The sequence below is a fragment of the Pseudoalteromonas carrageenovora IAM 12662 genome, assembly GCF_900239935.1.
GTDB lineage: Bacteria > Pseudomonadota > Gammaproteobacteria > Enterobacterales > Alteromonadaceae > Pseudoalteromonas > Pseudoalteromonas carrageenovora.
In genome coordinates this window covers 3,594,760-3,620,649 of the sequence record NZ_LT965928.1, presented here as the reverse complement: position 1 = coordinate 3,620,649, position 25,890 = coordinate 3,594,760, and the positions used below count along the sequence as shown (strand labels likewise).

The window sequence follows — 25,890 nt, the reverse complement described above, 5'->3', positions numbered from 1 at the left end:
TATCGATGTATAAAATCATTAACAGACTGATTTAAAACAGCTTTTATTTTTAAGACTGAAGAGAGATCATAACAAAATAACACGAAGATCGCGAACCAAATTTACGATCCAATTTACTTTTCCCCCGCTTTTATTCACTTTTTATACAAGGGCTGTGGAAAACTCTTTATTTATGATGATCCTACTTGATCACCCTTATACGATCCCTATAAAACAGTAAATAAACCCTATAGGGCTAACGTAATTATGATTGACTTTACATTACTTAATCTATAATATCTCGCGCTCGCAATGGCACCTATGCCAGGATCGCGACCTGTATAGGATGTTTTAACTTTAACCGATCGGATGAGATTGTTATGAAAAGAACTTTTCAACCTAGCGTTTTAAAACGCAAACGTGCACACGGCTTCCGTGCTCGCATGGCAACTGTAAATGGCCGTAAAGTATTAGCACGTCGCCGCGCTAAAGGCCGCAAAGTTCTTTCTGCTTAATTTATAAGTGGAAGACTTTAGCTTTGGCAGGGAGTTACGTCTGTTAACTCCCTCGCATTACTCTCGCATATTTAATGAACCCGCTCGGGCTGCAACTCCTTACTTTACTCTTTTAGCAAAACCCAATGACCAAGATAAACCTAGGTTAGGACTTACTGTTGCTAAAAAACGTGTAAAAAAGGCATGCCAACGTAACCGTATTAAACGACTCGCTCGCGAAAGTTTTCGTTTAAATAAACACAATTTAGATAATATCGATATTGTGCTAATGGTTAAATCTGGTGTTGATGAGCAGTCTAATGAAGAGTTAACCAAACAGTTAACTAAACTGTGGCGTAAAATAAATGAACGCTGCAAACCTGGTGCACCTAAACCACCACCATTTAAAAAACGCCCAAACAAATCAGCTAAATCTAATAAACAACCCCGATAGCAATAGAATTGCAGGGTTAATTAATGTATCTTTAGCTCACCTTTTAATCATGCGTTTAAAATCTCTAATTGAGCCTTTAAATACATGGTATCTATTCACTAAATATACGCAGGGGCATAAACACCATGAGGTTACTAAAACCACTTGTTGCTATTCCAAAGCGTTGTTTAGTGTTATTTATCCGCGGTTATCAAATGTGGATAAGCCCACTACTAGGCCCGCATTGTCGTTTTAATCCAAGCTGCTCTCATTATGCGATTCAAGCAATTAATTTGCATGGATTTGTAAAAGGGAGTTGGTTAGCACTTAAACGCATATTAAAATGCCATCCTTTACATTCAGGCGGAGATGACCCCGTACCTGAAAAATTAACCCATATTAACCACCAACACGAGAAATAAGAGCTGTTATGGAATCGCAACGCACGTTTTTATTAATCGGCCTAATGTTAGTGTCGTTTTTATTATTTCAAGAATGGAATAACGATTACAACGCACCTAAAGCCGATCCAAGTGCCACAACACAAACACAACAAGCAAATTCACCAGAATCGGATGACTTCATACCGTCATCATCAGATTCAGGTTTACCTGCTTCAGCCACTTTAGCTAAACGTTCAGTTATTGAAATAACAACTGATGTATTTAAAGTTAAAATTGACACCAAAGGCGGTGACATTGTTGAAGCAGACTTACTCCAATACGAAGAGGTAAAAGGTGAAGAAACACCATTTATGCTTTTAGGTGAGTTTGATGGCAATCAGTACTTTTCACAAAGTGGCTTAATTGGCTTAAACGGCCCAGATGCATCAGCAAATGGTCGCCCTACTTATCAAGCACCGCAAAAAGCCTACACGCTAAGTGGTGATGAACTACGCGTACCTCTTACCTATGTTGATAGTAATGGCGTAAGCTTTACTAAAACGTATGTATTCAAAAAAGGTCAATACGATGTAGGACTAGAATACAAAATTAACAATGCCACTAGCGCCCCTGTTCAAGTACAGCTATACACGCAAATTAAGCGAACTGTACAAGAAAAAGGCAGCTTAGTTGATCAAAACTATTTAGGGTCTGCATTCGGCACGGATGAAGAACCATACGAAAAATATAGTTTTTCAGATATGGCAGACAAAAACCTAAATAAAAATACCCAAGGTGGTTACGTTGCCTTTATTCAGCATTACTTTGTAAGTGCATGGGTACCTAAGCAAGACGAAACACATACTATTTATAGCTTAATTACAAAAAGTAACGCGGCTATTATTGGTTCTAAAGCAGAACCTGTAAATATACAAGCAGGCAGCGAACAAACACTAAGTGCTATTTACTACATGGGTCCTAAAGAGTCTGATATTCTTGAAGCGATTCACCCAGACTTAGACTTAACTGTAGATTACGGTTGGTTATGGTTTATTTCACAGCCTTTATTTGTACTACTTAAATGGTTACACAGTATTTTAGGTAACTGGGGTGTAGCAATTATTGCCATCACTATTATCGTTAAATCGCTAATGTACCCACTGACTAAAGCGCAATACACCTCAATGGCTAAAATGCGTGCCTTACAGCCTAAAATGGCTGCTCTTAAAGAAAAATATGGTGATGACCGTCAAAAATTCGGCCAAGCTACAATGGAAATGTACAAAAAAGAAAAAGTTAACCCTATGGGCGGCTGTTTCCCTATTTTGTTACAAATGCCAATTTTCTTAGCGTTATTTTACGTATTCTTAGAGTCTACAGAACTTCGCCATGCAGAGTTTGTACTTTGGTTGACTGACCTTTCAGCACAAGACCCATACTACGTATTACCAATATTATTTGGTGCAAGTATGTTTGTGACGCAAAAACTACAACCAATGACGGTTACCGATCCAATGCAGCAAAAAATGATGACCTTTATGCCGGTTATCTTCTCTGTATTCTTCTTATGGTTCCCATCTGGTTTAGTACTTTACTGGTTAGTGTCTAACCTTATTTCTATTGTCCAGATGCTTATCATCTATCGTGGCATGGAAAAGAAAGGAATAAAAGTAAGAGGCTAATTGCCTATACCCAAGCTACATCAAGATGGTTTGAGTATATTACTTATATAAAGGCGACTTAGGTCGCCTTTTTTATTGCCTATTTTTTACCACAGCTATTCGCTACAAATAAATGCATAGGTTACAATACGGCCATAAAGTTACTCATTGTTGGCAAATTAATAGCATGATCAATCAAGATACAATTGCAGCACAAGCAACCGCTCCAGGGCGTGGTGGCGTAGGTATAATCAGGGTTTCTGGCAGTCTTGCCAAAAGCGTGGCTGAAAAAGTAATTGGTAAAATACCTAAAGTTCGATACGCCGATTATGTTCCGTTTAAAAGCTTAAGTGGCGAGCAGCTAGATCAAGGTATTGCTATTTATTTTGCAGGCCCAAACTCATTTACCGGCGAAGATGTATTAGAGCTACAAGGTCATGGCGGCCCTGTTGTACTAGACATGCTATTAAAAGAAATTAGCCAAATTGAAGGCGTTCGCTTAGCTAAGCCAGGTGAGTTTTCTGAACGCGCATTTATGAACGATAAGCTTGATTTAACCCAAGCAGAAGCTATAAGCGATTTAATTAATGCAACCTCAGAACAGGCCGCTAAAAGTGCCTTACAATCGCTACAAGGTGAATTTTCTAAACATATAGAAACCCTAGTAGAAAAAGTAATTCACTTACGAATGTATGTAGAGGCTGCAATTGACTTCCCTGATGAAGAAATCGACTTTTTATCCGATGGCAAAGTGTCAGGCGATCTAGATGCCATAATCAGTCAATTAAACACAGTAACTAGCCAAGCTAAGCAAGGCAGCATTATGCGAGAAGGTATGCGCGTAGTTATTGCTGGGCGCCCTAACGCGGGTAAATCAAGTTTATTAAATGCCTTAGCAGGACGCGAAGCCGCCATAGTGACCGAAATAGCAGGTACTACTCGCGACGTACTACGAGAGCATATTCATATTGATGGCATGCCACTACATATTATTGATACCGCAGGCTTACGTGAGAGCCCAGACCGCGTAGAGCAAATAGGCATAGAGCGCGCATGGGATGAAATAAACCAAGCTGACCGCGTGTTATTTATGCTTGATGGTACCGACACAACCGACACCGACCCACACACTATTTGGCCTGAATTTATGGCTAAATTACCGCAAGGTATGGGTGTAACGGTTATAAGAAATAAAGCAGATCTATCGGGCGATGTTGTAGGTATGGAGCAAGAACAGCAGTACCCTGTAATTAGCTTAAGCGCAAAAAATGCAGACGGCATTGAGCTTGTACGAGAGCATTTAAAAGCCTGTATAGGCTTTCAGGGAGCTACCGAGGGCGGGTTTATGGCACGTCGTCGTCATTTAGATGCGCTTGAGCACGCGGCCTACCATTTAGACACAGGTAAAACTCAGTTAGAAATGCACATAGCTGGTGAAATATTGGCTGAAGAGCTTCGTTTAACGCAGCAATACTTAAATGAAATAACCGGCGAATTTACCTCAGACGACTTACTTGGCAAAATATTTAGCTCGTTTTGTATTGGTAAGTAAGCTCTTAAAGGGGTATGTATAGTTTACCCCTTTAATTAAATAGCTCATAATATTCAGATAAATAGAGAGTCATTATTTCTTTAAATTCATCTAAGCTTGGCTCACCTTGCCCATTTTTTTTCAATAACCACTTCTTTATCTTGTAGCTTATTACAACACCTTCTTCATCACAAAACTGCTCATCATAAACATAAAAGTCTGACGATATCCCCGGTGAGTAAGAAGTACATTCAACAAACCCTTTTTCATGTAAATAATCTGCCATATATATACTGGAAAATATACTCGTAGGTATAGCTATAAAAAAACAAAATACAGCCACTTTCACTACTAAGCCTATTATTATTTTCGTTGGCCGTTTATTACACACACCATGCGCAAACATATATGCAAGTATAAGTAAAAGTGGAGTAAAGCAAATAAAACCAAAAACTTTTCCTTTTTGTTTCAGAAAATAAACTTTACCCTCACTTATATCATTTATAGTTTGCTTCATCTTTAAAGCTTCAATAAAAAATAAGTATGCGAGAAAAAGAAATAGAAATGTGAGACTTATAAAAAGAGTAATAAAAGTTACTTTTTTTATTAAACTATCTTCTGGTTTAAAAACAGTTTCATACGCTCTCAAAGCATGTCTCCTATATTAGGAATTCCAAATAACCGCTTTATTTTATTAAATTTTTCAATAGGTTGCTTTTCAGGAGAAATAAATGTTCTTCTGCTAATTTTTTTCAATAACTCGCTTTCATGCTTAATTAAATACTGTGCAATTTCCTCAACTGAATAATTAAGCTCATCTTCTAAAAAAAATGTAGCAGTGATACCTATGGCTCCCCCGACAAATACTACAATCAGCAAAGGAACGGCAGCTATAGTAGTACCAACTAAAACTGCGCCAGCCGCCAATGTCAAAACAGAAGCGGCAACAGAAGCTAAAGCTATAGTCAAGTCGACAGCAACTCCACCTACAAAGTGATGCCATGTTAAACGGTCTTCTAACATTTGGTCTATAGAACGAAATACCGGAGAAGCCAATAGAGTAAACACACCCCCCCCTTTCAGAGCACTTTTAGCCGCTTGGTAACCCAAACCGATCGTAAATATCTTTGGATTTTTGGCTAAGTATAAAGTGCCTGTTAAATGACTTTTAAGTGATGGCGTAACTTCCATTATTATAGTCGGGGTGCCGGAATAAACTTTAACTTTGTACTTTGATAAAATTCCACTTTTAACACCTAAATCTCTAGCTAAAATAGCTAAGTTTTTAATGTCGCCTATGAGTGGAGTTTGAAAAGTTATTTTTTTTATCCAATCATATATTGCTGTCCAGTTTATAGGCAAACTATTGTTCGCTTCAAATAAATGGCGCATATTATCGGCAATTTCTTGTCTCGTTTTCCCTTGTTTAAGCTTAGAATGCACGTAAAGATCCAAAAACTCATCACTATTCATCTGTATATAAGTATAATGTCCTGCACTTTTTATCTCACGTGTCGTTCTTTCTAAGCGTGCTTTTTGATTTAGAGCTTTATTCGCATAAGCTGACATAATTTCATCTCCATATATATTTTTTAAATCCGTTTATAGGAAAAGTTAAGATAGTTTGTAATCTATAAACCGTATAATAAAACACAAATAAGTTAAAGTAATATAACAAGAACAGGCATAACTTATATAATAGCCGTACCTAATTACCCTAGAACTCAATTTTGTAATACCCCATTATCAAATTATGCTTCAACGTAGTTTTTTATAGACAGTCTCAGATTGCCTAGTAATTAGCGCATTCCTAGGCCATAAAACCAGAACACGATGCGCTTGGACAATCTCTTGTGTTTAATAATGCTCGCTGACCCACACACTATTTGGCCTGAATTTATGGCTAAATTACCGCAAGGTATGGGTGTAACGGTTATAAGAAATAAAGCAGATCTGTCGGGCGATGTTGTAGGTATGGAGCAAGAACAGCAGTACCCAGTAATTAGTTTAAGCGCCAAAAATGCAGATGGTATTGAGCTTGTACGAGAGCATTTAAAGGCCTGTATAGGCTTTCAAGGAGCTACAGAGGGCGGGTTTATGGCACGTCGTCGTCACTTAGATGCGCTTGAGCACGCGGCCTATCAGTTAGAAATGCACGTAGCCGGCGAAATTTTGGCTGAAGAGCTTCGTTTAACGCAGCAATACTTAAATGAAATAACCGGCGAATTTACCTCAGACGACTTACTTGGCAAAATATTTAGCTCGTTTTGTATTGGTAAATAAGTCACAAATACAATCTAATTTAGGGCACTTAAGTGCCCTTTTTTATGCCTAAATATATTAAGACAATTGGGTTTAAAAGAACCAAAATAAGCTCATCTAATTACTACTATAAAAGCTATCAAAATGATGAATTTAAGAGCTAAAAAGAGTATTTAATAAGTAGGTTCAACTGAATTGATACTAAGCACTGTCGCTCTAATTAGCCATAACTAAAATCGCTAAAATGCTAAAATAGTAATCAAAAATCGAGTTTAAATGGCTATTAAAATGCACTAAAAAGCAATTCTCCTTTCATATTTTAATACGATCCGATTACTTAAATATAAAATCACCACTGCGATTTTGAAATAAACTTAAGTTTTAATCCCCCATCCACCAGCAATAAATCTTCATAAATTGTTCAAAATAAAAAATTATTCAAAAAGGTTATCCACAATAAGCAGATTTATGGCAAACAATACTAAAAATTAGCTCACTAAAGAATCAAAGCGACGACGATCTTTAAAAAAGGAGCTGTTTATAAAATTAATTTTAGCTTTTTAAAGCAGATCTCATTAAATAGATCGTTTTTGAAAATTATTTTTGATCGCGTTTTTAAGTTATCAACAAGATTACTATCCACATTGTGATCAACAGCTATACATGAGTTACAAAATGCTGGCTGGTGGATCTAGTTAATTTAAATATCAATAACTTAGCAATTAAGTAAACAGTGAACAAGTTAACTTAAACAGAGGTTCCCCCAACCTTATCAACAACTTGATCATAAGATTACATTTGAAGTAAATATGTTAAACCATTTAAATTCAATAACTTAAAACACAGCTAAAGTAACAGTTTAAAAACTTAGCGAAAATAGTTATACAAAATACTCTCAAGCCCTTTACTGAAACACTAACTAAGCTATCATAGCGGGCAAATTAGTAATGTGTGATCAGTAAAAATATGAGTTCAGTAAATATAATCGTTGGTAGCCAAATGGGATCTGCAGAATATGTTGCAGAGCAACTTTGTGATGAATTAAATAACCAAGGGATTAGCACTGAAATACACGATCATCCAAATTTATCTGATATTGATCAACACAATACAGTATGGCTTATATGTACATCTACATATGGTGCAGGTGATTACCCTGAAAACCTCTTACCCTTTATAGAACAGTTAAATCAACAAAGTGATCTATCAACTGTAAAATATTCAGTCATTGGTTTGGGTGACACAAGTTATGACACTTATAACTTAGCCGGACGTAATATAGATAGCTTAATGGCGAGCTTAGGCGCTACTTGCATAGCCCCAAGGCTTGAATTAAATATTCTTGATGAAGCATTACCTGAAGATACAGCCCTAGAATGGCTTGATTCTTGGGTAGAAAAAGCACAATTAAAGTAACACGATCTAAATAAAGCAATAAAAAAGTTACCCACAATTTACTAATAATTTAGTTACTTTTGTGGATAACCGCTGATCAAACTGCGATTTCAAGCATGCTTATCCATTGGATAAGATCGACTTGATATACCCCTGTGTATAAAGTCCTATTTTGATCAGAGCTTATTTGCCTGATGATCCGATCATATTAACACCTTTAGATCCGATCTAATTCCATGTTTTAAATATAGAAATATACCTTATCAACAGAAAACCCGATCAGTAGTAGTAATAGTATTAAAAGATCTCTTTAAAAGATCCTTTATATTATAAGTGATCAGTGACTTAGATCTTGAGCACTGTTTAATCATTTATCTTCTGCTAAATTCTAGGTAGAATACGCTCCCTTTTGAAGTTTACTGGTTTGGTTTAAGTAGGATCCCATTAATGATTTTTCACGAAAAGTTTGACGTTATCGTAGTAGGCGGTGGACATGCTGGCACTGAAGCCGCATTGGCAGCTGCACGCATGGGGATGAATACCCTGCTGCTAACTCACAATATGGATACCCTTGGTCAAATGTCTTGTAACCCTGCAATTGGTGGCATTGGCAAAGGTCATTTGGTTAAAGAAATTGACGCCCTTGGCGGTGCAATGGCGCAAGCTATTGACAAAGGTGGGATCCAGTTTCGTACGCTTAATTCTTCTAAAGGACCAGCTGTTCGTGCAACTCGTGCACAAGCTGATCGCGCATTATACAAAGCGGCTATCCAAGACACTTTACAAAACCAAGAAAACTTAAAAATATTTCAGCAATCATGTGATGATCTAATCGTTGAAGATAATCGTGTTGTTGGCGTTGTAACCCAAATGGGTTTACGTTTTAGTGCACCGAGTGTTGTTTTAACAGTAGGTACATTTTTAGGTGGTCAAATACATATTGGCTTAGAAAACTTTAAAGGCGGACGCGCAGGCGATCCACCTTCAATTGCATTAGCTAATAGATTACGTGAACTACCATTTAGAGTCGATCGATTAAAAACTGGTACACCTCCACGTATTGATGCCCGTACAGTTGATTTTAGTAAAATGGAAGAACAGCCTGGCGACATGCCTACACCTGTATTTTCATTTATGGGCAAACAAAGTGATCACCCACAACAGATACCGTGTTACATCACTTACACTAACGAAAAAACACATGATGTTATTCGTAAAAACTTACATCGCTCACCTATGTACTCAGGTGTTATTGAAGGTATTGGCCCTCGCTACTGTCCTTCAATTGAAGATAAAATAGTTCGTTTTGCCGATAAAGATAAACACCAGATATTTGTAGAGCCTGAAGGTTTAACTTCTAACGAGTTATACCCTAATGGTATTTCGACAAGCTTACCGTTTGATGTGCAACTAGAAATAGTGCGATCAATTGGCGGATTTGAAAATGCGCATATTTGTCGTCCTGGTTATGCTATTGAGTATGACTTTTTCGACCCTCGCGATTTAAAACAGTCATTAGAAACTAAATTTATTGACGGGTTATTTTTTGCGGGTCAAATAAATGGTACTACTGGTTACGAAGAAGCTGGTGCGCAAGGTTTAATTGCCGGTATGAATGCCGCGTTGCAAGTTCAAGGCAAAGATGCATGGACACCACGTCGAGATGAAGCTTATGTTGGCGTATTAATTGACGACTTAGCAACGCTTGGTACAAAAGAACCGTACCGTATGTTTACTAGCCGTGCTGAATACCGTTTATTATTGCGTGAAGACAATGCTGATATTCGCTTAACAGAAAAAGGCCGTGAGCTAGGGCTAGTTAATGATGAACGTTGGCAGGCATTTAACGAAAAAATGGAAGTGATCGAAAAAGAGAAACAACGTATGAAAGATACGTGGATCCATAAAGATCACCCTGTTGTTGATCAAGTAAATGCTTTACTGAAAACACCATTAACACGTGAAGCGAGTTTAGAGGATCTTCTTCGTCGTCCTGAGATTCGTTATAACGATCTTGTTGCTATTGATGGATTAGGATCTGAGCACACAAATAAAGCCGCACTTGAACAGGTTGAAATTCATACTAAGTATGCTGGATACATTGCGCGTCAGCAAGATGAGATCAATAAGCAGCTCCGTCATGAACAAACAATCTTACCAAAAGAGTTCGACTATAAAACAGTATCTGGCTTATCAAACGAAGTAGTTGCTAAGCTAACTGATGCTCGTCCTGATACTATTGGTCAAGCTTCGCGTATTTCTGGTATCACCCCAGCGGCGATTTCGCTATTATTAGTGTATCTGAAGAAGCAAGGCTTGTTACGCAAAACTGCGTAACGGTAAAGGTACACTGTGTTACAGCAACAATTAACTACATTGTTAGCGCAAACTGATATTGCGCTAACAGAAAAACAACAGCAGCAGCTAGTTCAATATGTCGAGTTATTAAACAAATGGAACAAAGCTTATAATTTAACCTCTGTACGCTTACCTGAAGAAATGATGGTTAAGCATATTATGGATAGCTTAGTTGTTGCTCCTCATTTACCCGGTCATCATTATATTGATGTTGGTACGGGCCCTGGTTTACCAGGTATTGTTTTAGCTATTGCATTACCTGATACACAATTTGTATTACTAGATAGCCTAGGTAAACGCGTTCGATTTTTAATGCATGTTAAACATGAGCTTGGCCTTGATAACGTAACCCCTGTTCAGTCAAGAGTTGAAGAATATCAGCCAAGTGTTAAATTAGATGGCGTACTCAGTCGTGCATTTGCTTCATTACAAGATATGGTTGACTGGTGTTCGCACTTAATTGATCATTCAGGTAAATTTATAGCACTTAAAGGTGTGTTCCCTAGTGAAGAGCTAGAGTCGTTACCTAAAGGTGTTAAGTTTGAGCAAAAAATTGCATTGGAAGTACCAAAGTTAGATGCACAACGACATTTAATTATTCTTTCTAAAGACTAGGGATCAGAGACACTGTGGCAAAAGTCATCGCATTAGCAAATCAAAAAGGTGGAGTGGGTAAAACTACAACCGCCGTTAATCTCGCTGCATCTATGGCTGCAACGAAACGTAAAGTGCTGTTAATTGATCTCGACCCGCAAGGCAATGCGACAATGGGAAGTGGCGTAGATAAGTACGGCGACGTACCTACTATCTACGATTTACTCATAGAAGATAAGCCCATTGAAGAGGTAATAATTAAAGAAACCTCTGGCGAATACCATATGATTGCTGCAAACGGTGATGTAACCGCTGCAGAAGTTAAATTAATGGAATTATTTGCACGCGAAGTTCGCCTTCGTAATGCACTTGAAAAAATTCAGGACCAGTACGAATTTATTTTTATCGACTGCCCGCCCTCTTTAAATATGTTAACCGTTAACGCTATGGCCGCTGCTGACTCTATTTTAGTTCCAATGCAGTGTGAGTATTATGCTTTAGAAGGTTTAACTGCATTAATGGATACCATTACGCAACTTGCCAAGTTGGTTAACCCTAACTTAAAAATAGAAGGCATACTTCGGACTATGTACGATCCGCGTAATCGTTTAGCTAATGACGTATCAGAACAATTAAAACAACATTTTGGTGATAAAGTATACCGCACTGTAATTCCACGTAACGTACGATTAGCAGAAGCGCCAAGTTTTGGTGCACCAGCTATGTACTATGACCGAGCATCAAGTGGCGCTAAAGCATATTTAGCACTTGCGGGTGAAATGTTACGCAGAAAAGAAAAAACAGCGTCCGTTGTCGCCTAACTTTGAGGTAAAAAAATAACATGTCTGCTAAAAAACGAGGTTTAGGCCGAGGACTCGATGCACTTTTAAGTTCGTCAAAACCTGCACCCAGCGTAAGCAAGGATCAAGACACACCAACTGTTACTGAAACTGTACAAAAAGCAGTAGAAGTTAATAACAGCGAACTACAAAAATTGCCTATCGAGTTTTTACACTCGGGTAAATATCAACCTCGTAAAGACATGTCTGAAGAGGCACTTGAAGAATTAGCCAGCTCTATTCGCTCACAAGGCATTATTCAGCCAATTGTTGTGCGGCCAGTTGCACAAAATAGTTATGAAATAATTGCCGGTGAACGTCGTTGGCGAGCAGCGCAAATTGCAAAGCTTGAAAGTGTACCTTGTATTATCAAAGATGTGCCAGATGAAGCGGCTGTTGCTATTGCGCTTATTGAAAACATTCAGCGCGAAGATTTAAACGCAATGGAAGAAGCTGTTGCACTAAACCGCCTACTTAATGAATTTGAACTAACACATCAGCAGGTAGCTGATGCTGTTGGTAAATCGCGTACAACCGTAACTAATTTACTACGTTTAAATAATTTAAATAGCGATGTAAAAATTCTGTTAGAACATGGCGACATTGAAATGGGCCACGCACGTTGTTTATTAGCCCTAGAAGGTGAATCACAATCAGATGCCGCGCGTTTAGCTGTTGCAAAAGCACTCACGGTTCGTGAAACTGAAAAACTGGTACGTTCTATTTTAGAGCCTGCGCCAGCAAAAGAAGTAGTAGAGAAAGACCCTGACGTGAAGCAGTTAGAACAACAGCTTGCTGAAAACCTAGGTGCCAAAGTTGAAATAAATTACAACAAAAAAGGCAAAGGCAAGTTGGTCATTTCTTACACTAATTTAGATGAGCTCGACGGTATTTTAAACCGCATCAACCAAGACAATACCCAGCATTAGTTTTCTACATGTCCAATAAGAGACATTTGTAGCTATTTTGTGTTACAAAGCGTCTACTCAAGTTGCAAAACTGGCAGGATTAAGTATAATTTCGCCAGTTTTCACACCCTAACAATTAGAACGCCATAAAGGTTAACTAAACGTGACTAATAAGTTAGCAAGACCTTACAGGCTTGCCGCATTTAAATTAATTTGTCTACAGGGTATCGTGGCTTTAGTAGCTGCAGTTATTATTTTTATTGGTTGGGGAGTAAGTGCCAGCTTATCAGCATTAGCTGGAAGCGCCGTTGCAATACTCCCTCACCTAGTATTTGCGCTTTATGCATTCAGATTTATGGGTGCAAGCCAAGCAAATCAAGCGTATACCTCGTTAAAACGCGGTAACGGATTAAAATTTATGCTAACAATCGTATTGTTCGCACTGATACTCAAGTCAACCACGGTAATATTAATGCCGTTTTTTTGTGTTTATGTATTTGTGTTGTTTACAGGATTGTTCGCACCCGTTTTTTTTAAACATTAACTTTTGGGATATAACATGGCTGCAGAAGAAGTTACTATATCAAGCCATATCCAGCATCACTTAACAAACGCTAAGATGTGTATGACCGACTCTGGTCTTGCCTTCAACAAAGCGTGTGCAGACAGTGGTTTCTGGACATGGAATATAGATACCCTCGCATGGTCAATCGGACTAGGTCTATTATTTTTATGGACTTTCCGTAGTGCCGCAAAAAAAGCACACATAGGTGTGCCTGGTAAATTTCAATGTTTTATTGAAATGATTGTTGAGTTCGTTGGCGACAACGTACGTGACACTTGCCACGGTAAAAGCAAATTAATTGCTCCATTAGCCTTAACAATCTTTGTTTGGGTGTTCTTAATGAACCTAATGGATTTAATCCCTGTTGACTTCTTGCCTGCACTTGCTGGTCTTGTTGGTGAACAAGCCTTCGGCATGGATTCGCACGACGTATACATGAAAATTGTACCAACCACAGACATAAACTTAACCGCAGCTTTAGCTATTGGTGTGTTTATTCTGATGATTGGCTACTCTATTAAAATTAAAGGGGTTGGCGGCTTTATTAAAGAGCTTACACTTCACCCATTTAGCTCTAATAGCAAAGTAGCTATGATTTTCTTAATTCCTTGTAATTTATTACTAGAAACAATCGCTTTAGTGTCTAAGCCTTTCTCGTTAGCACTGCGTTTATTCGGTAACTTATACGCTGGTGAATTGATTTTCATACTTATCGGCGCAGTTGGTTTAATGCAACTTCCGTTGCACTTTGTTTGGGCTGTATTCCATATCTTAGTAATCGTGTTACAAGCATTCGTATTTATGATGCTAACCATTGTTTACCTAAGCATGGCAAGTTCAGATAATCACTAATTTATACACTTTTTATATTTAACTTTAACAATTGAAACTTTGGAGAAAAAAATGGAACTAGTATTAGGTCTTAAGTACATCGCAGTTGCTTTACTAATCGGCTTCGGTGCAATCGGTACTGCAATCGGCTTCGGTAACATGGGTGGTAAATTCCTAGAAGCATGTGCGCGTCAGCCTGAGCTTGCACCTTCATTACAAGTTAAGATGTTCATCCTAGCTGGTCTAATCGATGCGGTAGCAATGATCGGTGTTGGTATCGCAATGGTAATCCTGTTCGTACTTTAATTTAATTTTTTGAACAGCTTACTATTTTAAGGAGGAGCGGTCGTGAATATAACAGCCACTCTTATCGGTGAATTAATTGCGTTTACGGTGTTTGTACTATTTTGTATGAAATATGTATGGCCACCATTGAATGATGCAATTGAAGCTCGCCAGAAGAAAATTGAAGATGGTTTAGCTGCCTCTGATAGAGCCGAAAAAGACTTAGAACTTGCGCAACAAAAAGCTGCAGAACAGCTTAAAGATGCAAAAGCTCAAGCGGCAGATATCATTGAACAAGCTAAAAAGCGTGCCGTGCTAATTGTTGACGAAGAAACTGTTCGTGGACAAGAAGAACGTGAAAAAATTATTGCTCAAGGGCACTCTGAAATTGAATCAGAGCGTAACCGCGTGACAGAAGAGCTACGTAAGCAAGTAGCAACACTGGCTGTGGTTGGCGCAGAGAGAATTTTAGAGCGTGAAATCAATCAAGCCGCACATAGTGACATCGTTGAAAAACTTGTCGCTGAGCTGTAATTAGGAGGGTATGAGCATGTCTGAATTGACTACTATCGCTCGCCCATACGCTAAAGCGGCTTTTGAGCTTGCCGTTGAAAAAGGCACAATTGAAAGCTGGAATGACATGTTGTTCTTTGCAGGCGAAGTTGCCAGCAATGAGCAAGCATCAGCCATTTTAGCTGGATTGCCTACTGCTACTGCACAAGCTGAGTTATTTATTAACATATGTGCAGAGCAGCTCAACGAACAAGGTCAGAACCTAGTGAAGGTGATGGCTGAAAATGGACGTTTGATTGCACTGCCTGAGGTTGCTCAGTTATTCGCTGCTTTTAAAGCAGAGTATGACAAAGAAATCGACGTAGATGTGATTTCGGCAACCCCTCTTGCTGCTTCGCAGCAAGAGTCATTGGTAGCGACTCTTGAAAAACGTTTCGCACGCAAAGTTAAGCTGAATTGTAGTGAAGACGCTGCAGTTGTTGGCGGCCTTATTATTAAGGCGGGTGACACTGTAATCGACGGCTCAGTACGCGGTAAATTAAACCGCTTAGCCACAACACTACAATCGTAATTGGGAAAAAGAGCATGCAACTTAATTCCACTGAAATTTCAGATCTGATCAAACAACGTATTGAGCAGTTCGAAGTTGTAAGTGAAGCTCGTAACGAAGGTACAATTGTATCTGTTACTGACGGTATCATCCGCATCCACGGTCTTGCTGACTGTATGCAAGGTGAAATGATTGAGCTTCCAGGCAACCGTTATGCTATCGCACTAAACCTTGAGCGCGACTCAATTGGTGCAGTAGTAATGGGTCCTTACGCTGACCTTACTGAAGGCGTAAAAGTATACACAACTGGTCGTATCTTAGAAGTTCCTGTTGGTGCTGGTTTACTTGGCCGTGTTGTAAACACGCTAGGTGCTCCTATTGACGGTAAAGGCGCTTTAGATAACGACGGTTTTGAACCTGTAGAAAAAATTGCACCAGGTGTAATCGAGCGTCAATCTGTAGATGAACCAGTACAAACTGGTTACAAATCTATTGATGCTATGATCCCAGTTGGTCGTGGTCAGCGTGAGCTTGTAATCGGTGACCGCCAAACAGGTAAAACTGCACTAGCAATCGATGCAATCATCAACCAAAAGAACACAGGCGTTAAGTGTGTGTACGTAGCGGTTGGCCAAAAAGCATCTACTATTGCGAACGTAGTACGTAAATTAGAAGAGCACGGTGCACTTGCAAATACTATCGTAGTTGTAGCATCTGCTTCTGAGTCTGCGGCACTTCAGTACTTAGCACCGTTCTCGGGCTGTACTATGGGTGAATACTTCCGTGACCGTGGTGAAAACGCATTAATCGTATATGATGATTTATCTAAGCAAGCAGTTGCTTACCGTCAAATCTCATTACTACTTAAGCGTCCACCAGGTCGTGAAGCATACCCAGGTGACGTATTCTACCTTCACTCTCGTCTTTTAGAGCGTGCATCGCGTGTAAACGCAGATTACGTTGAAAAGTTCACCAATGGTGAAGTGAAAGGACAAACTGGTTCATTGACGGCATTGCCAATCATTGAAACTCAAGGCGGCGACGTTTCTGCGTTCGTACCGACAAACGTTATCTCTATCACCGATGGTCAGATCTTCTTAGAAACTGACTTATTCAACTCAGGTATCCGTCCGGCAGTAAATGCTGGTATCTCGGTATCGCGTGTTGGTGGTGCTGCACAAACTAAAATCGTTAAGAAACTAGGTGGCGGTATCCGTCTAGCCCTAGCTCAGTACCGTGAATTAGCTGCGTTCTCGCAGTTCGCGTCTGACCTTGATGATGCTACACGTGCTCAACTTGAGCATGGTGAGCGTGTAACAGAGCTAATGAAGCAGAAACAGTACGCACCAATGTCTGTTGCTGATATGTCTTTGTCGTTATTTGCAGCTGAGAAAGGCTATCTTAAAGATATCGAAATTCCTAAAATTATGGATTTCGAAGCAGCTTTACTTTCTTATGCAAGTAGCACATACGCAGAGCTTGTGGCTCAAATCAATGAAACTGGTAACTACAACGCCGAGATCGAAGCGAAACTTAAAGAACTTCTAGAGAAGTTCAAGTCTACGCAAACTTGGTAATTTAGTTATTAATGGTGCGCTTTAGTTTACTAAAGCACACCTTGATTCGGAGAGAGAGTCATGGCCAGCGGAAAAGAGATTAAAAGCAAGATCGGGAGTATTAAAAATACTCAAAAGATCACTAGCGCAATGGAAATGGTTGCTGCGTCTAAAATGAAAAAGGCGCAAGAACGAGTGGCTTCTAGCCGTCCATACGCTGACAAATTACGCAAAGTGATTGGTCGTGTTGCTCAAGCAAATCTTGATTTTACTCACCCGTTCTTAGAAGAACGTGAAGTAAAGCGAGTTGGTTATATTGTTATCTCTACTGACCGTGGTCTATGTGGCGGCTTAAACTCAAACGAGTTTAAAAAAGTTGCATTAGATATTAAAGCATGGAAAGAAAAAGGTGTAGACGCAGAGTTTGCAACTTTAGGCAGCAAAGCTGCTGGTTTCTTTCAACGCTTTGGTGGTCAAGTGCTTGCTAAAAAAGCAGGCCTAGGAGATAAACCTTCAGTACAAGACGTTATTGGTCCTGTAAAAATAATGCTTGATGCATTCTCTGAAGGTAAAATTGACCGTTTATTCCTGGTATATAACAACTTCGTTAATACCATGAAGCAAGAGCCAACAATAGATCAGTTACTCCCTTTGCCAAAAGCTGAAAAAGAAGTATCTGCCCACACATGGGACTACTTATACGAACCAAACCCAGAGGCTATTTTAGAGTCTTTGTTAGTACGTTTCGTAGAGTCTCAGGTATACCAAGGTGTGGTTGAGAACGCTGCCTCTGAACAGGCTGCCCGTATGGTTGCAATGAAAGCTGCAACAGATAATGCCGGCGACCTTATGGATGAGTTACAGCTTGTTTATAACAAGGCCCGCCAAGCGGCAATCACACAAGAAATTAGTGAGATTGTTTCTGGTTCAGCCGCAGTTTAATGCTTCAGGCAAAGATTAACGAGAGGAATAGACATGAGTTTAGGTAAGGTCGTCCAAATTATCGGTGCCGTTGTGGATATTGAGTTTTCTCAAGACAACGTGCCAGCCGTATATGACGCGCTAAAAGTAACAGATGGCGATTTAGCTGGTTTGACTTTAGAAGTTCAACAGCAGCTAGGTGGCGGTGTGGTACGTACTATCGCACTAGGTACTACAGACGGTTTACGTCGTGGTGCTTCAGTATCAAACACAGGTGAAGCGATTCAAGTTCCAGTTGGTAAAGCAACACTTGGTCGTATCATGAACGTACTTGGTGAGCCAATCGATGAAGCTGGCCCAATCGGCGAAGAAGACCGTATGTCTATTCACCGTGCAGCGCCTTCATACGAAGAGCAATCAAGTTCAGTTGAGCTTTTAGAAACTGGTATCAAGGTAATCGACCTTGTATGTCCATTTGCTAAAGGTGGTAAAGTTGGTTTATTCGGTGGTGCCGGTGTTGGTAAAACCGTAAACATGATGGAACTTATCCGTAACATCGCAATCGAGCACAGCGGCTACTCAGTATTCGCAGGTGTTGGTGAGCGTACTCGTGAGGGTAACGATTTCTACCATGAGATGAACGATTCAAACGTACTTGATAAAGTATCGCTTGTATACGGTCAGATGAACGAGCCTCCAGGTAACCGTTTACGCGTAGCGTTAACAGGTCTTACTATGGCTGAAAAGTTCCGTGACGAAGGTCGCGATGTACTTTTCTTCGTAGATAACATCTACCGTTACACACTTGCTGGTACAGAAGTATCTGCACTACTTGGTCGTATGCCATCAGCGGTAGGTTACCAGCCTACACTAGCTGAAGAAATGGGTGTGCTTCAAGAGCGTATCGCTTCAACTAAGACGGGTTCAATCACATCAATCCAAGCGGTATACGTACCTGCGGATGATTTAACGGATCCATCTCCAGCAACTACCTTTGCTCACTTAGATGCAACAGTAGTACTTTCACGTGATATCGCATCACTTGGTATTTACCCAGCGGTAGATCCACTTGATTCATCTTCACGTCAACTTGACCCATTAGTAATTGGTCAAGAGCACTACGATACAGCACGTGGCGTTCAAACAGTTCTTCAGCGTTACAAAGAACTTAAAGACATCATTGCGATCCTAGGTATGGACGAGCTTTCTGACGAAGATAAGCAACTTGTATCTCGTGCACGTAAAATCCAACGTTTCCTATCTCAGCCATTCTTCGTGGCAGAGGTGTTTACAGGCGCGTCTGGTAAATACGTATCACTAAAAGATACAATTGCTGGCTTTAAAGGCATCTTAAGCGGTGAATTTGATGACCTTCCAGAGCAAGCGTTCTACATGGTTGGCTCTATCGAAGAAGCTCAAGAAAAAGCTAAAAGCATGTAATTAGGAGGGTAGTATGGCAGCTATGACTGTACATCTTGACGTAGTAAGCGCAGAGCAGAGCTTGTTCTCTGGTCTAGTTGAATCGATTCAAGTATCTGGTAGTGAAGGTGAGCTTGGTGTTAATGCCGGCCACGCCCCACTACTAACTGCCCTTAAACCTGGTATGGTACGTTTAGTTAAGCAATTTGGTGAAGAAGAACTCATCTATATTGCTGGCGGTACACTAGAAGTTCAACCGAACATAGTAACCGTACTTGCTGATACAGCTGTTCGTGGTGAAGACCTTGACGAGCAAGCTGCAGAGCAAGCTAAACGTGACGCAGAAAGCCAAATGGCTAATGCGTCAGCTGCTGAATTTGATTATCAAAAAGCAGCTATGCAACTAGCGGAAGCTATTGCACAACTTCGCGTAATTCAGCAATTACGTAAAAAGTAAGCCTATCCGGTTTTAAAAAGCCCACTTTATGTGGGCTTTTTTGTGGCTGTAATTTGGCTTTACACTTATATCGGCTAGCAAAGCTGGTTACAATAAGTGTAATTATTATGAACAGTTTGTTTATCATAGATTCAGTCATTATTTTTTATAATATGGCTGAGTATGTATACATGGAGTGACATGCGTAATCTAGTTAGCTTATTTTCATTAACTACTCAATAAAACAACGGAAAAAGGAAATTGTTTTAATGGCTCTAACAACAGTAATTCTTGCTGCGGGTAAAGGTACTCGTATGCGCTCTGCTCTACCTAAAGTTCTGCATAAAGTGGCAGGTAAACCTATGGTGCAGCACGTTATAGATAATGCAAAGGCACTTGGTGCAACCACCACTAATTTAGTTTACGGGCACGGCGGCGAACTATTACAACAACAACTTGCCGATAACGACGTAAACTGGGTACTGCAAGCAGAGCAACTTGGTACTGGCCACGCAGTAGCTCAAGCTAATCCACACATTAATGATGACGACGCTGTACTTGTTTTATACGGCGATGTACCCCTTACAAAACAATCAACGCTTGAGCGCTTATTAGCTGCAACCCCTGAAAATGGTTTAGCAGTACTCACAGTAACCTTGGCTAACCCAAATGGCTATGGCCGTATGCTACGAGAAGATGGCAAACTTGTAGGTATTATTGAGCAAAAAGATGCAAGCGCTGAGCAGCTACTTATCAGCGAAGTAAACACCGGCATTATGGCGGTTAACGGCAAACTTTTAAAAACATGGTTAGGCAACTTATCTAACAATAATGCGCAGGGTGAATACTACCTTACAGATATTGTTGCTATGGCGCACAGTGAAGGTGTAGAAATCACATCAGCGCAGCCAGATCATGCAATGGAAGTTGAAGGCGCAAACAACCGCGTTCAACTTGCAGGCCTTGAACGAGCTTATCAAGCGTGGCAGGCAGAAGAGTTAATGTTAAATGGTGCTACCCTCGCCGACCCTGCCCGTATAGATGTACGTGGCAATGTTAAAACAGGCGAAGACGTATTAATTGATATCAACGTTATCTTTGAGGGTAATGTAACTCTTGGCAATAACGTACAAATAGGCCCTAACTGTGTACTTAAAAACTGTACCATAGGCGATAACGTTGTAATAAAAGCGAATACTCTAATTGAAGATGCAAGCGTAGCAGCTAAATGTACGCTTGGGCCATATGCTCGCCTTCGCCCTGGTGCGGTTATGGAAGAAGACTCGCACATTGGTAACTTTGTAGAGATGAAAAAAACCCGACTAGGTAAGGGTTCTAAAGCAAACCACTTAAGTTACTTAGGCGACGCTGAAATTGGTGAAAAAGTGAATATAGGCGCGGGTACTATTACCTGTAACTACGATGGTGTTAATAAAGCAAAAACCATTATTGGTGATAACGCCTTTATTGGTTCAAATTCATCACTTGTTGCTCCTGTAAATATTGGTGCAACAGCTACAATAGGAGCAGGCTCTGTGATCACCAATACCGTTGAAGATGAGCAGCTTGCAATAGCACGTTCTAAACAGCGTAATTTAACCGGCTGGAAACGACCAGTTAAAAAATAATAATGAAAGGCTACTTAGGTAGCCTTTTTTATTTCAGCTTTAGCTTAAATTGCTCTTTGTAGCGTCTAGATAGGTTAAGTACTTCACCTGTAGTTAGTTTTATTTCACTATCACCACTAGGTAGCGGTGTAATAGACTCTATTCTATCAAGGTTTACGCCATGGCTGCGGTGTACTCTGCAAAAGCCTTTATCTTCTAGTTGCTCACTTAGTGCTGTAAGGGTCGTTCTTAAAGGGTAAATAGACGTGCCAATATACAAGTTTACATAGTTACCTGATGATTCAAGCCAGTCAACATCGTCTATTTTTACAATAAATTCTTTGCCACGCTTTTTTATGAGCAAACGGTTTAGAGTGGGTGTTGCTTGTTGCTCACTTTCTTCTATAGAAGATGCCTCCCCTAATAACTGCTGAACAACATATTGATATACTTTTATTAGCGTAATAAAAAATACAAAGCTAATAGCATCCTTTTGGTATTCGTATATTAATTCAAACCAACTCAGTCCAAAATCATATGAGCGGCCATAAGCTAAATATACAAGCTTGCGGCTACCAACCATAATAGCAATATGTAACATGCTAAATATAATCGAAGCGCCAAAATACATAGCCAATGAAGCAGGTACTTTTTGCCAATTAAAAGGTGTGTTTTTCAAAAACCAAATTAAAGCCGGAAACATTAGCAATGATCCTAGCGCGCTTGAATACTCCCATACAAATGGCTCCCAAATTAAAAATGGTAAATCTCCTGCTCTTTTTGCCTCCATTATTTGGGTTGTAGCGTTTATTGTATTGTTTATCAAAATATATGCGCAAAGTAATGCAGAGGCATATAGGGTTTGAAAACGCTGAAAGTGTTGTAGGTTCATAATATGTGCTTATATTTATGTGGTGGGTTTATCCCTAAATACCACCTTTTATCACTATTGCTTGTAATATAAGCACTTATGAATAGTTTTTGCGAGTTGTTTAAGCCTTACTAGTACCAATACGCATACATTGGCTTAAGCATGAATAAACAATTACACCTCACAACTCATTTAAATAATCGTCATTACTTTCTTGATTGGCTAAGAGTAATTGCGTTTGCTGTACTTATTTTTTATCACATAGGTATGTTGTACAGCGAAAATTGGGGTTTTCACTTTAAAAGTACTTATATATCTCAATACGTAGAGTATTTTATGTTGATGTTTGCTCCTTGGAGAATGCTACTTATATGGTTTATATCTGGGGTAGCACTTCGCTTTATGCTTGATAAGGTAAGTGGCGTAAAATCAAACTTCTTTTTTATTTTAAATCGCTCTATTTTTATATTACTACCTTTGCTGGTGGGCTTATGGTTAATAGTTCCCTTTCAGCTGTATGCAGAAATGTCGCAACAAAGCGCTATAGACATATCGTATTGGCAGTTTTACTCTGCGTTTTTAGATATTAATAATGAAATGTTTGCTAGTTACCAATCTGGAGTATGGCCGCACGTAGATGTAAATCATTTATGGTATTTACGTTCTCTTTGGCAGTTTATGCTTATCATTTTTTTATTTTCACTATTTGTGAAGCTTCCTATTTTTACGCCTTTGCTCAAGTTGGTTAAAATAAGCTTACCCCTACTAGCAAGCTTATTAGTCATAGCAATGCTGCTTACTAATAACTATTTAAAAGGAGATGCAATTCGTGAAACTAACGGCTTTATATTTTTATTGATAGGGTACCTGTTAGCAAAGTACGTTTATTTTTGGGCGAGCTTAAAACACTATTTTTGCCTGCTATGTGTAAGCTTTGCCCTGTTGTTTATATACATAGTAATGGCTTATCAAAACGTGTTTGATTTACCTAGCTATGTTTTTACTACTGTTTACAACATTCAAAGAGTATTGGGAGTGCTAACCATGCTTGCACTCGCACAGCATTTTTTAAACTTTAAAACTCGCTACTTAAAAACATTAAATAGCTGGGTGTTCCCTTTTTATCTATTACATCAAAGTGTACTCATAATCCTATGTTTTGTTTTGCAGCCTTTAGAGGTAGGTTCTTTTATTGAACCACTCTTGGTTGTTATTGGTACATGGTGTATTTGCGCGGTTATTACATTAATAGTGACACGTATTGATATTTTAAGGCCTTTAATAGGTGTTAAAACTCAAAATAGCTATTCCAACCCTTATAAATTATTAGGTTATACAGTAAGCCTTATTCTTGTGTGCCCCTTAGCATTTAAACTCGTTTTTTAAGTTAAAAAAGCTTTATTAAAAGTGCCATAGCTTTGTCATACCTGTGTGTTGTTATTTTGTTCAATACCACACTAAGGAAAATAACAATGTTAAAAAGGTCACTTATAGCACTTTCACTTATATCAATATTAACAGGTTGCTCACTAGATGGAGATGACGGCCAAGACGGCACGCAAGGTATCCAAGGGGAGCAAGGTACAGCGGGTCAAAATGGTACTAACGGCACTAATGCAAACTCAGCGTTAAATATAAGTTTAGTAGGCCGCGCTGTACTTAATGCCCAAAGCCCCGAGGGTGCAGCCGAAATAGTCGCTTATCAAGCATCTAAAAAGTGGATATACGCCATTAACAGCTCTGGTGATGAATCCGTTGTTAATATTATACCGGCCGACACCTTTGATAAGGCGGCCCTTGTTCAAGATAACGAAGGGATAGTGAGTGCAATTAACCTAACATCAACCATTACCCTTACCTTAAATGACAACACCCCAGGCGATGCCAACAGCATAGCAATAGATGAAAACAACCAAATGCTAGCTGTGGCTATGGCTGCTAAAAATGTGGGCGAAGCGGGTCAAATTGCATTTTACGATATAAGCGGCGATGCACCGGCATTCATAAAAAATGTACCTGCGGGCTTTTTACCAGACATGGTGACTTTTAACCACGACGGTACAAAAGTAGTTGTAGCCAATGAAGGTGAACCTAATGGCGATTACAGTATCGACCCAGAAGGCTCTGTAAGCATAATTAATATAGTAGAGGGTGTAGTAGCCGATACGGCAACTAATATTGACTTTACTACTTACAATAGTCAGCAAGCTGAACTTGAGTCTGATGGATTTGTGTTTGCTAACCCTACTGGGCGCACTATTAACGGAAATGTAATAAATACGACAGTAGCTATGGACTTAGAGCCTGAGTACGTCAGCATTTCTAAAGATAACAAATATGCCTACGTATCAATTCAAGAAAATAACGGTCTCGCTATTATTAACCTAGAAGATAATAGCGTAGAGCTAAAAGCGCTAGGCTTTAAAGATTGGTCAAATTTACAAATAGATGCATCAGATAAAGACGGCGGTGTTAATTTTAAATCGTACCCAGGGCTTTACGGTATGTATCAGCCAGATACTATCTCAAGCTTTAGCTGGAAAGGCGCAAACTTTATAGTATCGGCTAATGAAGGTGATGCACGTGAATACTTCTTTAATGTAACAGATGAAGCAGACTGTACAGCAAAGGGCGGCCTAGATTACGATGAAGATGATGGCTGTCTTGCTTATATAGATGAAAGCCGTGTTGAAGATTTAACCCTTGCTGCTAATTTTGATTACTTAAATAATGACGATAACGATATTGGTCGTTTGAAAGTAAGTACAGTAAAAGGCGATGCTAATAGCGATGGCCAGTACGAATCGCTTTATGCCTATGGTGCACGGTCGTTTACCATTTGGGACAGTAATGGGCTGGTGGTGTTTGACTCAGGCGATGACATAGGTCGTATTACCGCATCGGTTCATGGTGAAGCCTTTAATAACAATGAAGATGAAAACGAAGGTGACACACGTTCAGATGATAAAGGCGCAGAACCCGAAGCGCTAATAATAGGTACGATAGACGAACGCACTTTTGCCTTTATAGGTCTTGAGCGCATGGGCGGGATTATGGTTTACGATATTACCAACCCTTACGATGTGCAATTTGAAGATTACTTTTATAACCGAGGTGTAATAGAAGGGGCAGATATAACCGGCGACCTTGCACCCGAAGGCATGGTGTTTGTACCTGCTGAACAAAGTGCGACAGGCGAGCCTCTCCTTATAATAGGTAATGAGATCTCAGGTTCTATAGCTGTATGGCAAATTGCAGCAAATTAAAACCAACAAAGCAGTATAGCGATTACTAAGTGTACTGCTTTTTCTAACGCACAAATAATAGCTATAAAATAGCGATATGATGTGCGCGTTTTTTAATCTAAAATCACTCCGAAGCCCTTTGTTTGTATGCGTTTCATACTAAATTCATTTATTTGTCAAAAAGCTGAAATAAAACATTGACCCCCGCTCGAATCTCCCTATAATGCGACCCCACTGAGACGGGAAACGCCGAT

The 25,890-nt window shown here is 39.5% G+C and carries 25 protein-coding genes and 1 pseudogene; 23 read left to right on the top strand and 3 right to left on the bottom strand.

The features are described from left to right. The first annotated feature begins 359 nt into the window (after window positions 1-359). The 5 genes from rpmH (at window position 360) to mnmE (ending at window position 4,502) form a co-directional block, all read left to right on the top strand. Window positions 360-494: a 50S ribosomal protein L34 gene (gene rpmH / locus ALFOR1_RS16375; protein ID WP_004335215.1), complete on the top strand. Its 135-nt coding sequence runs from the start codon at window positions 360-362 to the stop codon at window positions 492-494. 7 nt (window positions 495-501) lie between these two features. Next, a complete protein-coding gene (gene rnpA / locus ALFOR1_RS16370) occupies window positions 502-927 on the top strand; it encodes a ribonuclease P protein component (protein ID WP_058548190.1) in 426 nt (141 codons plus the stop codon). A 125-nt stretch (window positions 928-1,052) separates the two neighbouring features. Next, complete coding sequence (gene yidD / locus ALFOR1_RS16365; RefSeq protein ID WP_058548191.1) at window positions 1,053-1,328, top strand: membrane protein insertion efficiency factor YidD; 276 nt, start codon at window positions 1,053-1,055, stop codon at window positions 1,326-1,328. An 8-nt stretch (window positions 1,329-1,336) separates the two neighbouring features. After that, the gene (yidC, locus tag ALFOR1_RS16360) at window positions 1,337-2,971 is read left to right on the top strand and encodes a membrane protein insertase YidC (protein ID WP_058548192.1); all 1,635 of its coding nucleotides are present in this window, start codon (window positions 1,337-1,339) and stop codon (window positions 2,969-2,971) included. A 166-nt stretch (window positions 2,972-3,137) separates the two neighbouring features. Further along, complete coding sequence (gene mnmE / locus ALFOR1_RS16355) at window positions 3,138-4,502, top strand: tRNA uridine-5-carboxymethylaminomethyl(34) synthesis GTPase MnmE (RefSeq protein ID WP_104643687.1); 1,365 nt, start codon at window positions 3,138-3,140, stop codon at window positions 4,500-4,502. Window positions 4,503-4,533: 31 nt separating this feature from the next. Here the strand turns inward: mnmE and ALFOR1_RS16350 are convergent, their stop codons facing one another. Together ALFOR1_RS16350 and ALFOR1_RS16345 are read right to left on the bottom strand one after the other, a co-directional pair. Further along, window positions 4,534-5,130: a DUF1240 domain-containing protein gene (locus ALFOR1_RS16350; RefSeq protein ID WP_104643589.1), complete on the bottom strand. Its 597-nt coding sequence runs from the start codon at window positions 5,128-5,130 to the stop codon at window positions 4,534-4,536. Beyond that, complete coding sequence (locus ALFOR1_RS16345; RefSeq protein ID WP_104643588.1) at window positions 5,127-6,050, bottom strand: hypothetical protein; 924 nt, start codon at window positions 6,048-6,050, stop codon at window positions 5,127-5,129. Before ALFOR1_RS16345 ends, ALFOR1_RS16350 begins: the two co-directional genes overlap by 4 nt. 303 nt (window positions 6,051-6,353) lie before the next feature. Here ALFOR1_RS16345 and trmE point away from each other — a divergent pair. The 16 genes and pseudogenes from trmE to glmU all read left to right on the top strand — a co-directional run. Further along, window positions 6,354-6,764 (top strand): annotated as a pseudogene (gene trmE / locus ALFOR1_RS16340) (tRNA uridine-5-carboxymethylaminomethyl(34) synthesis GTPase MnmE); the annotation flags it as partial. Window positions 6,765-7,709: 945 nt separating this feature from the next. Next, window positions 7,710-8,159 carry an FMN-binding protein MioC gene (mioC, locus tag ALFOR1_RS16335; protein ID WP_104643587.1) on the top strand — a complete coding sequence of 150 codons (450 nt, stop codon included), beginning with the start codon at window positions 7,710-7,712 and terminating at the stop codon, window positions 8,157-8,159. 426 nt (window positions 8,160-8,585) lie between these two features. Further along, complete coding sequence (mnmG, locus tag ALFOR1_RS16330; protein ID WP_058548194.1) at window positions 8,586-10,475, top strand: tRNA uridine-5-carboxymethylaminomethyl(34) synthesis enzyme MnmG; 1,890 nt, start codon at window positions 8,586-8,588, stop codon at window positions 10,473-10,475. A 15-nt stretch (window positions 10,476-10,490) separates the two neighbouring features. Further along, entirely contained in the window at window positions 10,491-11,111 is a 621-nt protein-coding gene (rsmG, locus tag ALFOR1_RS16325; RefSeq protein ID WP_058548195.1) for a 16S rRNA (guanine(527)-N(7))-methyltransferase RsmG, read from the top strand. A 14-nt stretch (window positions 11,112-11,125) separates the two neighbouring features. Next, complete coding sequence (locus ALFOR1_RS16320) at window positions 11,126-11,911, top strand: ParA family protein (RefSeq protein ID WP_058548196.1); 786 nt, start codon at window positions 11,126-11,128, stop codon at window positions 11,909-11,911. Between the two features lie 20 nt (window positions 11,912-11,931). Beyond that, window positions 11,932-12,858: a ParB/RepB/Spo0J family partition protein gene (locus tag ALFOR1_RS16315; RefSeq protein WP_104643586.1), complete on the top strand. Its 927-nt coding sequence runs from the start codon at window positions 11,932-11,934 to the stop codon at window positions 12,856-12,858. A gap of 142 nt (window positions 12,859-13,000) precedes the next feature. Beyond that, the gene (locus ALFOR1_RS16310; protein WP_058548198.1) at window positions 13,001-13,381 is read left to right on the top strand and encodes an ATP synthase subunit I; all 381 of its coding nucleotides are present in this window, start codon (window positions 13,001-13,003) and stop codon (window positions 13,379-13,381) included. A 15-nt stretch (window positions 13,382-13,396) separates the two neighbouring features. Beyond that, window positions 13,397-14,254, top strand: coding sequence for a F0F1 ATP synthase subunit A (gene atpB, locus ALFOR1_RS16305; RefSeq protein WP_104643585.1), 858 nt, complete (start codon window positions 13,397-13,399; stop codon window positions 14,252-14,254). A 51-nt stretch (window positions 14,255-14,305) separates the two neighbouring features. After that, entirely contained in the window at window positions 14,306-14,539 is a 234-nt protein-coding gene (atpE, locus tag ALFOR1_RS16300; protein ID WP_004588071.1) for a F0F1 ATP synthase subunit C, read from the top strand. Between the two features lie 42 nt (window positions 14,540-14,581). Beyond that, window positions 14,582-15,052, top strand: coding sequence for a F0F1 ATP synthase subunit B (atpF, locus tag ALFOR1_RS16295; protein WP_058548200.1), 471 nt, complete (start codon window positions 14,582-14,584; stop codon window positions 15,050-15,052). 16 nt (window positions 15,053-15,068) lie between these two features. Next, window positions 15,069-15,602: a F0F1 ATP synthase subunit delta gene (atpH, locus tag ALFOR1_RS16290; protein ID WP_104643686.1), complete on the top strand. Its 534-nt coding sequence runs from the start codon at window positions 15,069-15,071 to the stop codon at window positions 15,600-15,602. Between the two features lie 14 nt (window positions 15,603-15,616). Then, window positions 15,617-17,158 (top strand): F0F1 ATP synthase subunit alpha, encoded by a 1,542-nt coding sequence (atpA, locus tag ALFOR1_RS16285; RefSeq protein WP_058548202.1) that lies wholly within the window; start codon window positions 15,617-15,619, stop codon window positions 17,156-17,158. Between the two features lie 60 nt (window positions 17,159-17,218). After that, window positions 17,219-18,079 (top strand): F0F1 ATP synthase subunit gamma, encoded by an 861-nt coding sequence (gene atpG, locus ALFOR1_RS16280; RefSeq protein WP_058548203.1) that lies wholly within the window; start codon window positions 17,219-17,221, stop codon window positions 18,077-18,079. Window positions 18,080-18,112: 33 nt separating this feature from the next. After that, entirely contained in the window at window positions 18,113-19,498 is a 1,386-nt protein-coding gene (gene atpD / locus ALFOR1_RS16275) for a F0F1 ATP synthase subunit beta (RefSeq protein WP_058548204.1), read from the top strand. Window positions 19,499-19,511: 13 nt separating this feature from the next. After that, window positions 19,512-19,934: a F0F1 ATP synthase subunit epsilon gene (locus ALFOR1_RS16270; protein ID WP_058548205.1), complete on the top strand. Its 423-nt coding sequence runs from the start codon at window positions 19,512-19,514 to the stop codon at window positions 19,932-19,934. A 248-nt stretch (window positions 19,935-20,182) separates the two neighbouring features. Then, a complete protein-coding gene (gene glmU, locus ALFOR1_RS16265) occupies window positions 20,183-21,541 on the top strand; it encodes a bifunctional UDP-N-acetylglucosamine diphosphorylase/glucosamine-1-phosphate N-acetyltransferase GlmU (protein ID WP_058548206.1) in 1,359 nt (452 codons plus the stop codon). 28 nt (window positions 21,542-21,569) lie between these two features. Here the strand turns inward: glmU and ALFOR1_RS16260 are convergent, their stop codons facing one another. Continuing rightward, complete coding sequence (locus tag ALFOR1_RS16260; protein ID WP_104643583.1) at window positions 21,570-22,412, bottom strand: LytR/AlgR family response regulator transcription factor; 843 nt, start codon at window positions 22,410-22,412, stop codon at window positions 21,570-21,572. A 141-nt stretch (window positions 22,413-22,553) separates the two neighbouring features. Between ALFOR1_RS16260 and ALFOR1_RS16255 the strand changes: the two genes are divergently transcribed. Beyond that, window positions 22,554-23,777 (top strand): acyltransferase family protein, encoded by a 1,224-nt coding sequence (locus tag ALFOR1_RS16255; RefSeq protein WP_104643582.1) that lies wholly within the window; start codon window positions 22,554-22,556, stop codon window positions 23,775-23,777. Between the two features lie 86 nt (window positions 23,778-23,863). Then, window positions 23,864-25,657 carry a choice-of-anchor I family protein gene (locus ALFOR1_RS16250; RefSeq protein WP_104643581.1) on the top strand — a complete coding sequence of 598 codons (1,794 nt, stop codon included), beginning with the start codon at window positions 23,864-23,866 and terminating at the stop codon, window positions 25,655-25,657. Window positions 25,658-25,890 lie beyond the last annotated feature (233 nt).

Bases quoted from the DNA above. Each gene is read 5' to 3' on its own strand.
- ALFOR1_RS16270 (WP_058548205.1), top strand. From the start codon at position 19,512: ATGGCAGCTATGACTGTACATCTTGACGTAGTAAGCGCAGAGCAGAGC.
- yidD (WP_058548191.1), top strand. From the start codon at position 1,053: ATGAGGTTACTAAAACCACTTGTTGCTATTCCAAAGCGTTGTTTAGTG.
- mioC (WP_104643587.1), top strand. From the start codon at position 7,710: ATGAGTTCAGTAAATATAATCGTTGGTAGCCAAATGGGATCTGCAGAA.
- ALFOR1_RS16250 (WP_104643581.1), top strand. From the start codon at position 23,864: ATGTTAAAAAGGTCACTTATAGCACTTTCACTTATATCAATATTAACA.
- atpG (WP_058548203.1), top strand. From the start codon at position 17,219: ATGGCCAGCGGAAAAGAGATTAAAAGCAAGATCGGGAGTATTAAAAAT.
- atpD (WP_058548204.1), top strand. From the start codon at position 18,113: ATGAGTTTAGGTAAGGTCGTCCAAATTATCGGTGCCGTTGTGGATATT.
- ALFOR1_RS16260 (WP_104643583.1), bottom strand. From the start codon at position 22,412: ATGAACCTACAACACTTTCAGCGTTTTCAAACCCTATATGCCTCTGCA.
- rpmH (WP_004335215.1), top strand. From the start codon at position 360: ATGAAAAGAACTTTTCAACCTAGCGTTTTAAAACGCAAACGTGCACAC.
- atpB (WP_104643585.1), top strand. From the start codon at position 13,397: ATGGCTGCAGAAGAAGTTACTATATCAAGCCATATCCAGCATCACTTA.
- glmU (WP_058548206.1), top strand. From the start codon at position 20,183: ATGGCTCTAACAACAGTAATTCTTGCTGCGGGTAAAGGTACTCGTATG.
- atpE (WP_004588071.1), top strand. From the start codon at position 14,306: ATGGAACTAGTATTAGGTCTTAAGTACATCGCAGTTGCTTTACTAATC.
- ALFOR1_RS16315 (WP_104643586.1), top strand. From the start codon at position 11,932: ATGTCTGCTAAAAAACGAGGTTTAGGCCGAGGACTCGATGCACTTTTA.
- yidC (WP_058548192.1), top strand. From the start codon at position 1,337: ATGGAATCGCAACGCACGTTTTTATTAATCGGCCTAATGTTAGTGTCG.
- ALFOR1_RS16255 (WP_104643582.1), top strand. From the start codon at position 22,554: ATGAATAAACAATTACACCTCACAACTCATTTAAATAATCGTCATTAC.
- ALFOR1_RS16345 (WP_104643588.1), bottom strand. From the start codon at position 6,050: ATGTCAGCTTATGCGAATAAAGCTCTAAATCAAAAAGCACGCTTAGAA.
- atpA (WP_058548202.1), top strand. From the start codon at position 15,617: ATGCAACTTAATTCCACTGAAATTTCAGATCTGATCAAACAACGTATT.
- mnmE (WP_104643687.1), top strand. From the start codon at position 3,138: ATGATCAATCAAGATACAATTGCAGCACAAGCAACCGCTCCAGGGCGT.
- atpH (WP_104643686.1), top strand. From the start codon at position 15,069: ATGTCTGAATTGACTACTATCGCTCGCCCATACGCTAAAGCGGCTTTT.
- mnmG (WP_058548194.1), top strand. From the start codon at position 8,586: ATGATTTTTCACGAAAAGTTTGACGTTATCGTAGTAGGCGGTGGACAT.